This is a genomic window from bacterium (assembly GCA_035307765.1).
Lineage (GTDB): Bacteria > Sysuimicrobiota > Sysuimicrobiia > Sysuimicrobiales > Segetimicrobiaceae > Segetimicrobium.
Genome location: DATGHU010000007.1, coordinates 26,024 through 39,654, shown reverse-complemented (window position 1 = coordinate 39,654; position 13,631 = coordinate 26,024). Strand labels below are relative to the sequence as shown.

Annotated in this window: 12 protein-coding genes; all 12 read left to right on the top strand. The window is 66.3% G+C overall.

What is annotated here, in order from left to right:
- The first annotated feature begins 10 nt into the window (after positions 1-10).
- Complete coding sequence (nuoL, locus tag VKV57_02470; protein ID HLW58770.1) at positions 11-1,888, top strand: NADH-quinone oxidoreductase subunit L; 1,878 nt, start codon at positions 11-13, stop codon at positions 1,886-1,888.
- Positions 1,885-3,387 (top strand): NADH-quinone oxidoreductase subunit M, encoded by a 1,503-nt coding sequence (locus VKV57_02465; GenBank protein HLW58769.1) that lies wholly within the window; start codon positions 1,885-1,887, stop codon positions 3,385-3,387. The genes nuoL and VKV57_02465 overlap by 4 nt, the downstream gene beginning before the upstream one ends.
- Entirely contained in the window at positions 3,384-4,832 is a 1,449-nt protein-coding gene (locus VKV57_02460) for an NADH-quinone oxidoreductase subunit N (protein HLW58768.1), read from the top strand. The genes VKV57_02465 and VKV57_02460 overlap by 4 nt, the downstream gene beginning before the upstream one ends.
- A gap of 168 nt (positions 4,833-5,000) precedes the next feature.
- On the top strand, positions 5,001-5,351 hold the full coding sequence (locus tag VKV57_02455; protein HLW58767.1) for a V-type ATPase subunit subunit G family protein: 351 nt from the start codon (positions 5,001-5,003) through the stop codon (positions 5,349-5,351).
- Positions 5,348-7,315 carry a hypothetical protein gene (locus tag VKV57_02450; GenBank protein ID HLW58766.1) on the top strand — a complete coding sequence of 656 codons (1,968 nt, stop codon included), beginning with the start codon at positions 5,348-5,350 and terminating at the stop codon, positions 7,313-7,315. The genes VKV57_02455 and VKV57_02450 overlap by 4 nt, the downstream gene beginning before the upstream one ends.
- Positions 7,316-7,334: 19 nt before the next feature.
- Positions 7,335-7,640 (top strand): F0F1 ATP synthase subunit C, encoded by a 306-nt coding sequence (locus tag VKV57_02445; GenBank protein HLW58765.1) that lies wholly within the window; start codon positions 7,335-7,337, stop codon positions 7,638-7,640.
- Positions 7,641-7,666: 26 nt separating this feature from the next.
- The gene (locus VKV57_02440) at positions 7,667-8,251 is read left to right on the top strand and encodes a V-type ATP synthase subunit E (GenBank protein ID HLW58764.1); all 585 of its coding nucleotides are present in this window, start codon (positions 7,667-7,669) and stop codon (positions 8,249-8,251) included.
- 33 nt (positions 8,252-8,284) lie between these two features.
- Entirely contained in the window at positions 8,285-9,310 is a 1,026-nt protein-coding gene (locus VKV57_02435; GenBank protein ID HLW58763.1) for a V-type ATPase subunit, read from the top strand.
- Positions 9,303-9,620 (top strand): V-type ATP synthase subunit F, encoded by a 318-nt coding sequence (locus VKV57_02430; GenBank protein ID HLW58762.1) that lies wholly within the window; start codon positions 9,303-9,305, stop codon positions 9,618-9,620. The genes VKV57_02435 and VKV57_02430 overlap by 8 nt, the downstream gene beginning before the upstream one ends.
- 54 nt (positions 9,621-9,674) lie before the next feature.
- Positions 9,675-11,480 (top strand): V-type ATP synthase subunit A, encoded by a 1,806-nt coding sequence (locus VKV57_02425; GenBank protein HLW58761.1) that lies wholly within the window; start codon positions 9,675-9,677, stop codon positions 11,478-11,480.
- Between the two features lie 17 nt (positions 11,481-11,497).
- On the top strand, positions 11,498-12,916 hold the full coding sequence (locus tag VKV57_02420) for a V-type ATP synthase subunit B (protein HLW58760.1): 1,419 nt from the start codon (positions 11,498-11,500) through the stop codon (positions 12,914-12,916).
- 51 nt (positions 12,917-12,967) lie between these two features.
- Positions 12,968-13,612, top strand: a complete 645-nt coding sequence (locus tag VKV57_02415; protein ID HLW58759.1) for a V-type ATP synthase subunit D — start codon at positions 12,968-12,970, stop codon at positions 13,610-13,612.
- Positions 13,613-13,631: the final 19 nt, after the last annotated feature.

The following is a 13,631-nucleotide window of genomic DNA, read 5'->3' as shown; positions in this document are numbered from 1 at the left end:
GCCGCCGCCGATGACTCAGAACGTCTGGCTCATTCCCCTGATGCCGCTTCTGGCGTTCGTCCTGATCATCTGGCGGGGCGACCGGTTGCCCGGCCGCGGGGCGTTCGTGAGCATCGCCGGCATCGTCTTGGCGGGCCTGGGCGGCCTGCAGCTCCTGGGAGAGGTGGGGATGGGAGCGCGGGCCGACCTCACCTACCGCTGGGTCACCCTGGGCAACCACCCGCTGACCGTCGGGTTCGTCGTCGATCCCCTCAGCGCCGTCATGGCGGCGATGGTGGGGGTCGTCGCCTCGCTGATCACCATCTACTCGGTCGGCTACATGCACGGGGATCCACGGTTTTCGCGGTTCTTCGCCTATCTGTCGCTCTTCCAGTTCTCGATGCTCTTCCTGGTCCTCGCCGACAACTTTCTCTTCATCTACGCCGGGTGGGAGCTCGTGGGGTTGTGCTCTTACTTGCTGATCGGTTTCTGGTTCGAGCGCCCCTCCGCCGCGCGGGCGGCGCTCAAAGCGTTTATCACGACCCGGGTCGGCGATTTTTCGATGATGATCGGGATCCTGATCCTATTCCTGCACACGCACACCCTGAACTTTACCGAGGTGTTCAAGGGCATCGAGGCCGGCCAGATCGGCGGCCCCTTGCTGACCGCCGCCGCGATCTTGGTATTCGGCGGCGCGGTGGGCAAGTCCGCGCAGGTGCCTCTCCACGTGTGGCTGCCGGACGCGATGGAGGGGCCGACCCCGGTGAGCGCGTTGATCCACGCGGCGACGATGGTGGCGGCCGGCGTGTACCTGGTGGCCCGCACCTTCCCGCTGTTCATCCTTTCCCCCGCGCACAACGCGCTCTGGGTGGTGGCGTGGATCGGCGGGATCACCGCCTTGTTTGCGGCCACGATGGGCGTCGTCGAGGACGATATCAAGCGCGTGCTCGCCTACTCCACGGTCAGCCAGCTGGGCTACATGATGATGGGCCTCGGGGTGCTGGGGTATTCGGCGGGGATGTTTCACTTGATCACCCACGCCTTCTTTAAGGCCCTCCTATTCCTGGGCGCCGGGAGCGTCATTCACGCCGTCGCCACCAATAACATGAAGGAGATGGGCGGGCTGGCCAAGGCGATGCCGGTCACCTTTTGGACCTTTCTCGTCGCCACGCTGGCACTCACCGGGATTCCTCCGTTTTCGGGGTTCTTCAGCAAGGACGCGATCCTGCTCGCCGCCTACACGCAGAACAAGGCGCTTTGGCTGATCGGGACGATCGGCGCGTTCGTCACGGCGCTCTACATGGGGCGGTTGATGTGGTACACGTTTGCCGGCAGTTATCGCGGCGCGGCGGCCACCGCGGGAGGCCACGATGCCCCGGGGGGGACGGCGCACGGGGGTGGGCATCCGCACGAGAGCCCGCGGGTGATGACCGTGCCCCTCGTGATCCTCGCCGTCTGCTCAATTTTCTTGGGCCTGGCCGAGCATCCGTTCGGACGGTTCGTGCGGTTCCCGGGGGTGGAGGAACCCGCGTCGAACACGGGGCTGCTCCTGTTCTCGGTGCTGGTGGCGGCGGCCGGCTGGCTGGCGGCGGGCGCGATCTACCGCTGGCGGATCGTCCCGTCCACCGCCCTACGGCGGTGGTTCGGTCCGCTGTACACGCTGCTCGTGCGCAAGTACTTCGTCGATGATTTCTACGGGTGGGTGTTCCTCCGCGCCGGGTGGGCGGTGATCTGGCTTGCCGGCGCCTTCGACCGCTACGTCGTCGACGGGCTCGTCAATGCCGTGGGCTGGCTCGCGGGACGGTTCGGGTGGTTCCTGCGGTCCCTGCAGACCGGCCGCGAGGAAAACTATCTCCTGCTGATCTTTCTCGGCGTGGTCGTCATCGTGCTCGTCAGGTTGGTCCGGTGAGTTCCGTACTCAGCGTGATCCTCTGGCTGCCGGTCCTCGGGGCGATCCTGTTGATGTGTGTGTCCCGGGACAACCCCCGGGCTATCCGGGGGGTGGCGCTGGCGACGGCGCTGCTGACGTTCGGTGTGTCGGTGGGCGCCGGGCTCGCCTTCGACCGCGCGCATGCCGGGGCGATGCAGTTCGTCGAGGTCCGAACGTGGATTCCGTCCGTCGGCATCACCTACCACCTGGGCGCGGACGGCTTGAGCCTGCCGCTCGTCATCCTGACGACGCTGCTCACTCTGCTGTGCGTCATCTACTCCTGGCGCGTGGACCTGCGCCCCAAGGAGTACATGATCCTCTTCCTGCTCCTCGAGACCGGTATGGTCGGGGTGTTCCTCGCACTGGATTTCTTCCTTTTTTACGTCTTCTGGGAGGTCAGCCTCGTGCCGATGTACTTCATCATCGGCATCTGGGGTGGACCGCGGCGGACCTACGCGGCGATCAAGTTCTTTTTGTACACGCTGGTGGGATCGCTGGCGATGCTGCTGGCGATCTTGATCCTGTACTTTCACGCGAACCCACGGACCTTCGACATCCCCGTGTTGATCCAGCAGCAGCCGTTGGGCCGAGACCTGCCGCTCGCGATTGTGGCCTTTTGGGGGTTCTTCTTCAGCTTCGCGATCAAGGTGCCGATGTTCCCGTTCCACACCTGGCTTCCGGACGCGCACGTCGAGGCACCCACCGCTGGGAGCGTGCTGCTCGCCGGCGTCCTGCTGAAACTGGGAACCTATGGGTTCGTGCGCATCGCCCTCCCGCTTCTGCCCCAGGCGTTCGCCCAGGAGGCGGGGATCGTCGCCGTCCTCGCCGTGATCGGCGTGGTCTACGGGGCGATGGTGGCGATGGCCCAGACCGATCTGAAGAAGTTGGTCGCCTACTCGAGCGTCAACCACATGGGCTATGTGATGCTCGGGATCGCCGCGGCGGCTTCCGCCGCCGGCCGCCAGAACCTGGCGGCGGCGACGGCGCTCAACGGCGCGACGATGCAGATGCTGGCGCACGGCATCATTACCGGCGCGTTGTTCTTTCTCGTGGGGGTGATCTATGATTACCGGACGCATACCCGGGGGGTCGGCGACTTCGGCGGGCTCGGGGTGGCGCTGCCGGTGTACACGGGCGTGACGATTTTGATGATGCTCGGTTCGTTGGGTCTCCCGGGGTTGATGGGGTTCGTCGCCGAGTTCCTGATCTTTTTGGGGGCCTTCCAGATCTACCCGACGTTGACCGTGATCGCGCTCGTTGGGGTGGTGATCACGGTGGCCCTTTTCCTGTGGACGATCCATCGGATTTTCTTCGGCCCCTTGAACCCGCGGTGGGCGGGTCTGTCTGATCTGGACGGCCGGGAGCGCTGGGCGCTGGTCCCCCTGGCGGCACTGATGGTGGTCATCGGCATCTACCCGCGGCCCCTCGTCGATGCCGTCAACCTTGCGACGATCGCGATTCTCGGGATGAGCCGATGACCGCCGACCTCAGCGCGATCACCCCCGAGCTGATCATCGGCGTGCTCGGGATGATCCTGCTGTCGATTGACCTGATGACCGGCCCGGGCCAGAAACGGGCCGTCGGCTGGGCCGGGGTGATCGGTTTGCTGGTCGCCCTGGTGCCTTCCCTCGGCCTGCTGTACGTCGCGCCCCGACTCGTCTTTGCCGAAACCTACGCCGTGGACCCCTTTGCGGCATTTTTCAAGATTATCGCGATCCTGAGCGGGGTTCTGGTGCTGCTCGCCGCGATGGAGTTCTTCCGAGGCCGCAGGACCGCCTACGAGGGAGAGGTGTACAGCCTGGTCGTGTTCATGGTGCTCGGGTTGGCACTGATGGCCGCGGCCGCGGACCTGATTCTGCTGTTCCTGGCGATCGAGTTCGTGTCGCTGGTCTCGTACGTCCTCGCCGGTTCGCTGAAGAGCGACCGGCGGAGCAACGAGGCCGGCGTCAAGTACTTTTTCTACGGGGCGTCGGCGTCGGCGGTGATGCTCTACGGGTTTACGTACCTGTACGGTGCCGCCGGCACGACCAACCTCTACCACCTGATGCAGCGGACCGCCTTCCTCAGCCCGGGGTTCCTGACGCTCGCGGCGATGCTCATCCTCGCCGGGCTCGGATTCAAGATTTCGCTCGTCCCCTTCCACCAGTGGACCCCCGACGTCTACGAGGGGGCGCCGACGCCGATCACGGCGTTCCTCTCGGTCGGGAGCAAGGCCGCGGCCTTTGCGGCTCTCCTTCGGGTATTCTACGTCGCCCTTCCCCCGCAGTCGTGGGTGACGATCGTGGCCGGCCTGGCCGCGATCACGATGACGCTCGGCAACCTGGTGGCGCTCTCCCAGCAGAACATCAAGCGCATGTTGGCCTACAGCTCGATCGCACACGCCGGCTACATGTTGATGGGCGTGGTGGCGCTGGCCTCCAGTCAGACGGCGGTGGGATCGGGACAGGCGGCGCTGCTCTTTTATCTCTTCGCCTACACCTTCACGAACATCGGCGCCTTCGGGGTCGCCGTGATCGTGGAGCGCGCGCTGGGTTCCAGCGCCATCGCCGATTACGCCGGACTATCCACGCGTGCGCCGTTCTCTGCGGTGGCGATGGGGATCTTCATGCTGTCGCTGATCGGCATTCCGCCGACCGCGCTGTTCTTCGGGAAGCTGCTCCTCTTTGCCTCGGCGATCAACAGCGGGTTTCTCTGGCTGGCGGTCGTGGCCATCCTGAACAGCGTGGTCTCGCTCTTCTACTATGTGGGCGTCGTGCGGGCGATGTGGCTCACTCCGGCACCCGACGATGCGGCGCGGGTTCCGGAAACGGCCACGGCACGGATGCTGCTGGGGATCACCGTGCTCGGGACCCTGCTTGTCGGCATCTTCCCCCAGCGGTTTATCGACTTGGTCAGCACGGCCGCGACGCTCGGCAAGTTTTGATCGACGGGATCGCGTGTTCGAGCCGGCAATTCTTGTATACCTTGACATCGGTTTACGTCGTTTGTTAGCATGATGCGGGCTTGCGGTCCGATCCTTGGCGGGCTGCGCTGTGGACCGGTGGCTAGGGGTTCGGAGTGCGGCCGATATTTTTTGCCCTCGGGAGAGTTCATGGCTCAGCACGAAACCTCGAAATCCGCGTCGGCCGACTCGATCATCCGAGAGATCGCACAAAAAGAAGAACAGTTGCAGGCGGAACTGATTCGCGCGCAGGAAGAAGCGGCGCGGCAAGTGGACGAGGCGCAGCGGGAAGCTGACGCCATCCGCGCACGTGCCCGGGCCCAGGTGCAGCAGGAGGCCGGCGCGTCGTCCGCCGCGGCTACCGCCGAGGCGCAGGCCGTCGGCGAAGAGCTTCTGGCGCGGGCTCGCACGGATGCCGCGGCGATCCGGGAACGGGCCGCCGCGCGAATGCGCGAGGCGGTCGCCCTCGTCGTCCGCGAGGTCCTCGGGGAGCCTCAGTGATCGTTTCGATGAGCCGGATGACCGTGCTCGGCCCTCGTCGGCTGCAGCGCTCGGTCATCGAGGCGGTCCAGCGGCTTGGCGCCCTGCACATCGATCACATCCGTCCGCTGGATCCCGCCATCGGAGCGCGGGGGTTGAGCGCGGAAGATCAGACGGAACGCGCGGCATTGGACGGGGTGCGGACGCAGGCCGAGGGCATCCTGGCGCTTCTTCCCGTCATCGAGACCCCCCCGTCGGACACCGTGCCGTATGCGGATCAGCTCCCCGACGCGCTGCGGGCGCGCCTGGCGCCGATTGAGACCGAGGCACAGGACCTGACCCGAGGCCTGCTGAATGCCGAGGAGGAGCAAGAACTCCTGCGTGCCTACGGGCGGGCCCTGGAGATCCTGACTCCACTGCTTGCGCTGCTGGGAGGCCGCAAGCGTGTCGACGCGATCGGGTTCGTTGTGGACGCAAAGCCCCCCACGGCATTGGACGGCCTGCGCGCGGAGTTGCGAAAGGCCGTCGAGGGGCGGGCGGAGCTGGTCAGCCACCCGGTCGATGACCAGCGGATCGGCGGAGTCGTCGCCTTTGCCCGCCAGGACGAAGAGGCGGTCCGCGGGGTCCTCACGAGGGCCGGTGTCACCGAGCTGCGTCTGCCGGCGAGCGTTCGGGGGCTGCCCCTCGGCCAGGCCGTGCCCCACCTGCGGTCCCGCGGCCAGGCGCTGCCGGGAGAGATCGAGGGGCTCCGGCGTCGGTTGATGCAATTGAGCCAGCGCCATCGGGCCGAGGTCGGCGCGATCGCCACCGTCGTCCGCGACGCGGGACACCGGTTCGAATTGATGGGGCAGCTCCCCCAGTCCCGGTACGCCTTCATGATCTACGGATGGACCCCCACCCGGCAGGTCGCCGCGGTGCGGGAGGGCCTTCGCCGGCAGTTCGGGCGAGAGGTGATGGTGTTCGATGAACCGGCGCCGGTTCACCACGCCGAGGGCGTTCCGGTGCTGCTCGACAACCCGGGATGGCTCCGGCCGTTCGAGATGTTTCTGGCCATCTTTGATCCGCCGAAGTACGGGACGTTCGACCCCACTGTCCTCTTCGCCATCGGGATGCCGCTGTGGGTCGGTCTCATCATCGGGGATATCGGCTACGGGCTGTTCCTGCTGGGGATCACGCTCTGGCTGCGGGCGAAGGCGCTCGCCCGCCGCCCCTGGCGGGCGGCGATCGCGGGGATCGACTTTGGGTTCACCCTCACCCCCACGGTATTGTGGTCGGTGGTCACCGTGCTCGGCTGGATGACGGGGTGGACCTTTCTCTTCGGGGTCATCTTTGGGGAGTTCTTTGGAGATCTTCCCGCCCGATTCATCCCCGGGTTTCATCCGTGGTTCGATCGCTTGGCGCTCATCACCATCTACCTGTACATCTCGATCGGGTTTGGTCTCGCCCAGGTCTACCTCGGGTTGTTCATGCAGATGGCGAAGGCCCTGCGGCACGGGGAACGCAAAGAGCTACTCGAGGCCATAGCGTTGTTCAGCGGAGGCACCACCGTATTTTTGTGGCTCGCCACCCAGGTGCACGTGCTGCCGCCCGCCTTCTTCAGCCCGGTGATGCTGGGAGCGGCGGTGGTGTTCTTGCTCTCGCTGATTCTCTCGCTCACCTTGGGGAGCTTGATGTGGGTGATGGAGTCCATCTCCACCTTCGGCGCCATCATCTCGTACGCCCGAATCTTCGCCGTGGGCATGGCCTCGCTCGCCCTGGCGATCGTCGCCAACACGCTCGGCGGAGGGTACACCGGGGCGTTTTCCAAGATCATCCTGGGCATCTTCGTCGGCGCGGTGGCGCATATCTTGTTCTTCGGGCTGACGATCATCGGGCACATCCTGCAGCCGGCCCGACTCTTCTGGGTCGAGTTCTTTTCGAAGTTCAAGTACTATCAGGATACGGGGCACCCGTACCGGCCATTCCAACGTACCGGAGGTGGATAGAGTGAAACGTCGGGGGGCGATGTTGGTTCTGGTCTTGATGGCATTGTACGTGGTGTCCTTCACCGCGATGGCGGCGGCGCAGGAGGCGGGCAAGGCCGGCGGCCTCGGCATCGGCCCGGGCCTGCTGGGCGTGGGCGCGGGCATCGCGATCGGGTTCGGGGCCGTCGGCACGGGAATCGCGCAATCGAGGATTGGCGGTGCGGCGGCTGGTGTGGTGGCGGAGCGCCCCGAGATGTTCGGCATCATGCTGGTGCTCCTGGTGATCCCGGAAACGCTCGTGATCTTCGGGTTCGTGATCGCCTTCTTCCTATATGGAAAAATCTGAGCCACAGCCCCCTCGAGGGGATCGCGATGGGATCTGAACTGATTCAGCTCCTTGAGCGGGAAGCCCGGGCGGAGAAAGACAAGGTGCTCGACGAAGCCCGCCGCCGGGTCGCGGAAATCCTGGCCGCCGCCCGCAAGGAGGCGGAGGAGATCCTGTCGTCCTCACGCAAGGGCCTGGAAGACGAGCGGGCGCAGGCCCGCACCCGCGCCGCCAGTGCCGGAAGCCTCCGGGCCGGCGCGCAGTTGCTGGAAGCGAAAGATCAGGCGATCCAGGAGGTATTCACCCGAGCCGCCGAGGAACTCGAGCGGGCGGGCCGGGACCCGGCCCGCCGGCGCGCGATTCTGCAGCGGCTGCTGGCGGAGGCGGTGCAGGGAATCGAAACGTCGGGGGCGACACTGGAGATCCCCCCCGGGGACGGCGACGCGGCGCGGGAGGCGTGCCGAGCGCTCCACCTGGCGATGGAGGTTCGGGAGAGCTCCGATGTGCGCGGAGGGGTGCGCCTCACAACCAAGGACCGGCGGATTGCCGTGGAAAATACCGTCGCCAGCAGGCTGAGCCGGACGCGGTCCATCCTGGTCTCGCGCATCGCGGAGACCCTGTGGGGCTCATGAGCCCGGCGTTACGGTAGCTGGAGCGACCCGGCGATGGGAGACTTTCCCTATATCAACGCCCGCGTCAAGGTGATGAAATCCCACCTCCTGCCCCAAGGCCGCCTGGAGGAACTGCTGCAGGCGGCCGATCTCGACACGTTCATCCAGGGGCTGACCGAGACGCCGTATAATTTGGAACTGCAGGAAGCGCTTAGCCGATTTACGGGGCTGCGCGCGGTCGACGAGGCCCTCTCCCAGAACTTCTATCACGCGACCCGCCGCATCCTGAGCTTCGCCGACGGGCCTCCCCGCCGCCAGATTGAAGTCGTGCTGTTGCGGTATGATCTGCAAAACCTCCGGGCGATCGTCAGAGGTCGACACAGCGGCAGGGCCGAGGAGGAGATCCTGGCGACGCTCTACCCCGGCGGAGTGCTGAGCGAGGCCAAGCTGCGCGAACTGCTCCAGCAACCCGACCTCCGGGCGATCGCCGATACGTTGGTGATCTGGATGCACCCGCTGGGCCGCGCGCTGCGGGCGGGGGTCGATGCGGCCCAGCGCAGCGGGAGCCTGGTCGATATCGAACTGGCGCTGGACCGCGCCTACGCCCAACACGGGCTGAGGGTCGCCGACGGGGAAGGGGACGGCGAAGCGACCTTCCGGCGTTTCCTCGGAGCCGAAATCACCGCGACCAACGTCAAGACGGCACTAAAGCTCCGGCGGATGAAGGAGCTGTCCCGCGAAGAGCGGGAGCGATTCTTCATTATCGGCGGCGGGCTGTCCGCCGCGCAATTCCTCACCCTTGCCGATCCGCAATCGAGCTTGGCCGAGACCACCGGCCTTCGGCTGGTTGGGGTCGAACTCACGGGGACCGACAACCTGCTGGAGGTGGAGCGGGCGATCGATCGGGCGACCCAGCGGAGGGCCGCGCAGCTCTCGTTGGGCGATCCGCTGGCGCTGGATGTGGTGATCGGGTACTTGACCCGCAAGGCCGCCGAGGTCAGCAACCTGCGCGTGATTGCGCACGCCCGGCTGCTGGGATTGTCGGCGGACGTCGCCCGACAGGAGTTGGTCGGTGCATAAAGTGGTGGTCATCACCGACAGCGAGACCGCGACGGGCTTTCGCCTGGCCGGGGTCGAGGTTCGGGAGGCGGCGTCGCCTGAGGCGGCGCTGGAATTGATCCGCGAGTACGCGGCGGCCGGGTACGGGCTGCTGATCGTCAACGAAGATCTCCTGCGGGGCACCGACGATGCCCGGGGGCGGCTCCTTCGGGGGCGCGACCTGCCGGTCGTCGTGCCGCTTCCAGCGCCGAGGGCGCACCTCGAGAGCGGAGAAGCCTACATCGCGCGGTTGGTGAAGGAGCATATCGGGTTTGCCGTGAAGCTGAAGTAGCACCGAGCGCCGTGAGCGCGGCGGGCGCGCAGCCGCGCCGGAGAGGACGGACACATGGCAGGGACAGCGGGGGAAATCACGCGCATCTCTGGCCCGGCGGTGATCGCGCGGGGCCTGGTCGGGGCGCGAATGTACGACATCGTCCGCGTCGGCAAAGAGAAGCTGATCGGGGAGATCATCCGCCTTGACGGGGACACGGCGTTTGTCCAGGTCTACGAGGATACGTCGGGATTGTACGTTGGCGAACCGGTGGAGTCGACCGATGCGCCCCTGACGCTGGAACTCGGGCCGGGGATGCTCAGCAGTATTTACGACGGCATCCAGCGCCCGCTTGACAAGATCCGGGAGGCTCAGGGGGACTTCATCTCGCGCGGCGTGATCGTGACGTCGCTCGACCGCGCCCGGAAGTGGGCGTTCGTCCCCAAGGTCAAGAAGGGTGACCGCGTCGGTCCGGGAGACATCCTGGGGGAGGTCCAGGAGTATTCGTACGCGCATCGGATTATGGTGCCGCCGGATGCCGCGGGGGGCGAGATCGCGGAGATTCGCAGCGGTGAGTTTACCGTCACCGATGTCGTGGCACGCCTCGGGGACGGCACCGAATTCCGGATGATGCAGACGTGGCCCGTGCGTTTCCCCCGTCCGGTCAGCCGCAAACTCGACCCGACCGAGCTCTTCGTGACCGGTCAGCGGATCCTGGACGTGCTCTTTCCAGTGGCGATGGGGGGGACGGCGGCGGTGCCCGGGCCGTTCGGGAGCGGCAAGACCGTCGTGCAGCAGACCCTCTCCAAGTGGTCGAACGCGGATATCATCGTCTACGTCGGCTGCGGCGAGCGCGGGAACGAGATGACCGACGTGCTGACGGAGTTCCCCGAACTGGAAGATCCTCGGAACGGCCGGCCGCTGATGGAGCGGACGATCCTCGTCGCCAACACCTCGAACATGCCGGTGGCGGCGCGCGAGGCGAGCATCTACACCGGGGTGACCATGGCGGAGTACTTCCGCGACATGGGCTACCGCGTGGCTCTGATGGCCGACTCGACGAGCCGGTGGGCGGAGGCGCTGCGGGAGATCTCGTCCCGGCTCGAGGAGATGCCCGCGGAGGAAGGGTATCCTCCGTACCTCGCCAGCCGCCTTTCCGCCTTCTACGAGCGGGCGGGCCGGGCGGTCGTGCTCGGCGCGGACGAGCGGGTCGGAGCGGTCACCGTGGTGGGCGCCGTCAGCCCCCCCGGCGGGGACCTGTCGGAACCGGTGACCCAGAGCACGCTCCGCATCGTCGGAACGTTTTGGTCGCTCGATGCGCAGCTGGCGTACCGGCGGCACTTCCCGGCGATCAACTGGAACCGATCCTACAGTCTGTACGAGACGCTGCTCAACTCCTGGTACGCGAAGAACGTGGCCGAGGACTTCACCGACCAGCGCAGCTGGGTGAGCGCTATTCTCTCCCGGGAGGCGGGACTGCAAGAGGTGGTCCAGCTCGTCGGCCCCGACGCCCTCCAGGACCAGGAGCGGTTGGTGATCGAGACCGGAAAGATGATTCGCGAATTCTTCCTGCAACAGAGCGCCTTCAGCGAAATCGACGCCTCCAGCTCGCTGGAGAAATCCTACTGGATGGTCCGAGCGATCCGGGGCTTTTACGAGGCCGCCACGGCCGCCCTCGAGCGCGGAATGGCGATCGACGAGATCATCAACCTCCCGCAGAACGAGCAGATCGCCCGGTTCAAAGAGGTGGCGAACGATAAGTTCCGGGCGCACGCCGATGAGTTCCTGAAGTCCCTGCCGGCGGCCTTCGGCGAGCACGCCAAAGGCGGGGCCGCCGTGGGGGCGCCCGGCGACGGGCGCCGTGCCGGGACGCAAGCCTAGGAGAGGGAGCGCGGACAATGCAGCTGTCGACCAAGCGCTACACCAGCATCAATTACATCTCGGGGCCGCTCCTGTTCGTTGAGGGAGCCCGCGACCTGTCCTACGGCGCGATCGTGGAGATCCACGTCCAGGACGGCAGCACCCGCGGCGGCCAGGTGATCGAGGTTTCCGAACGCAACGCGGTGATCCAGGTGTTCGAGGAGACCCGCGGGATGGATCTGGTGAAGACGTCGCTCAGCCTGCGCGAGGACGTCGCCCGGATCGGCGTGAGCCGGGAGATGATCGGCCGGCGGTTCAACGGCCTGGGCGACCCGATCGACGGCCTGCCGCCGATCATCCCGGAAAAGCGGCTGCCCATCCTCGGTGCACCGATCAACCCCGTCGCCCGCGAGAAGCCGGCGGAGTTCATCCAGACGGGCATCTCGACGATCGACGTCATGAACACGCTTGTGCGCGGGCAGAAGCTGCCGATTTTCTCGGGTGCGGGGCTGCCGGCGAACGAGATCGCCGCCCAGATCGCCCGTCAGGCGAAGGTCCTCGGCGAGGCCGAGCAGTTCTCGGTCGTGTTCGGCGCCATGGGGATCACCCAGCGTGAGGCCGCGTTCTTCATCCACGAGTTCGAGAGCACCGGCGCGCTGGCGCGCAGCGTCGTCTTCATGAACCTCGCCGACGACCCGACGATCGAACGGTTGATGACCCCGCGCGCGGCGCTGACGGTGGCCGAATACCTCGCCTACGAACTCGATATGCAGGTGCTCGTCATCCTCACCGATATGACCAACTACTGCGAGGCGCTGCGGGAGATCGGGGCCGCCCGCGAGGAGATCCCGGGCCGTCGCGGCTACCCCGGCTACATGTACACCGACCTCGCCAGCATCTATGAGCGCGCCGGCCGCATCAAAGGGAAGAAGGGCACGATCACCCAGTTCCCGATCCTGACGATGCCGGACGATGACATCACCCACCCGATCGCCGATCTGACCGGGTACATCACCGAGGGACAACTGGTCCTCAGCCGGCCGCTTCACCGGCAGGGCGGATATCCGCCGATCAACCCGCTCCCCAGCCTCTCGCGGCTGATGAACAACGGGATCGGCAAAGGCCGGACGCGCGAAGACCACCGTCAGGTGGCCGACCAGCTCTACTCCGCCTACGCCCAAGGCCTGGATCTGCGCCGGCTCGTCGCGATCATCGGTGAAGAGGCGTTGACGGAGAACGACCGCCTCTACCTCCGGTTCGCCGATCGGTTCGAGAAGGACTTCATCGCGCAGGGCCAGGCGGACCGCTCGATTCAAGATTCGCTGACCCTGGGCTGGAAGCTGCTCTCGACCTTCCCGAAGGGCGCCTTGACCCGCATCAGCCGCGACCACGTCGACAAATACTACTTCGGCGAACAGATGGACCGGATGTTTCGGCCGGGTGAGCGACCGGGATGAGACCGGGGGGCGGTGGGGTGATGACGTCGGCGGTGCAGGAGGGGGTGCCGAATGGCTGAGACGATCAGCCCAACCCGGATGAACCTGCTCCAGCGCCAAAACCAGGTCAAGCTGGCGCAGCAGGGGGTCGATCTGCTGAAGCGCAAGCGCGACGCGCTCGTCGCCGATTTCTTTAACATCGTGCGCCGGGCCTTGGCCGCGCGCGAGCGCCTCACCAAGTCGGCGGAGGAAGCGTACACGCTGCTGAGCCTCGCCAAGGCGGTCGAGGGTCGGGAGGTGCTCGAAGGGGCCGCCCTCGCCGATTCGCGCCGGCTGGAAGTAGAAATCGAGACCAAAAATATCTGGGGGACCCGCATCCCGACGATCACCACCAACGACGTCCGGCGATCGATTCTTGCCCGGGGTCAGGATCCGGTGGCGGTCACCGCGCGGACCGTCGAGAGCGCGGACCACTTCGAAGAGGTGGTCGGGGCGATCCTGGAGGTGGCGAGCACCGAGATCACGCTCCGGAAGATCGGCGAGGAGATCAAGAAGACCACTCGGCGCGTGAACGCGCTCGAACAGGTGGTCATCCCGCGCATCCGCGGCGAGATCCGTTACATCCGGGATGTCCTGGAGCAGCGGGCGCGCGAGGATGTGTTCCGTCTGAAGCGGATCAAGAAGAAGTTGGAGGCGAAAGCGGGCGCCGCCGGGTAGAGCCCCGAGCGGCCACCCC

Excerpts from the sequence above, each read along its gene's own strand:
- nuoL (HLW58770.1), top strand. The coding sequence starts at position 11 with ATGACTCAGAACGTCTGGCTCATTCCCCTGATGCCGCTTCTGGCGTTC.
- VKV57_02460 (HLW58768.1), top strand. The coding sequence starts at position 3,384 with ATGACCGCCGACCTCAGCGCGATCACCCCCGAGCTGATCATCGGCGTG.
- VKV57_02455 (HLW58767.1), top strand. The coding sequence starts at position 5,001 with ATGGCTCAGCACGAAACCTCGAAATCCGCGTCGGCCGACTCGATCATC.
- VKV57_02445 (HLW58765.1), top strand. The coding sequence starts at position 7,335 with ATGTTGGTTCTGGTCTTGATGGCATTGTACGTGGTGTCCTTCACCGCG.
- VKV57_02440 (HLW58764.1), top strand. The coding sequence starts at position 7,667 with ATGGGATCTGAACTGATTCAGCTCCTTGAGCGGGAAGCCCGGGCGGAG.
- VKV57_02435 (HLW58763.1), top strand. The coding sequence starts at position 8,285 with ATGGGAGACTTTCCCTATATCAACGCCCGCGTCAAGGTGATGAAATCC.
- VKV57_02425 (HLW58761.1), top strand. The coding sequence starts at position 9,675 with ATGGCAGGGACAGCGGGGGAAATCACGCGCATCTCTGGCCCGGCGGTG.
- VKV57_02420 (HLW58760.1), top strand. The coding sequence starts at position 11,498 with ATGCAGCTGTCGACCAAGCGCTACACCAGCATCAATTACATCTCGGGG.
- VKV57_02415 (HLW58759.1), top strand. The coding sequence starts at position 12,968 with ATGGCTGAGACGATCAGCCCAACCCGGATGAACCTGCTCCAGCGCCAA.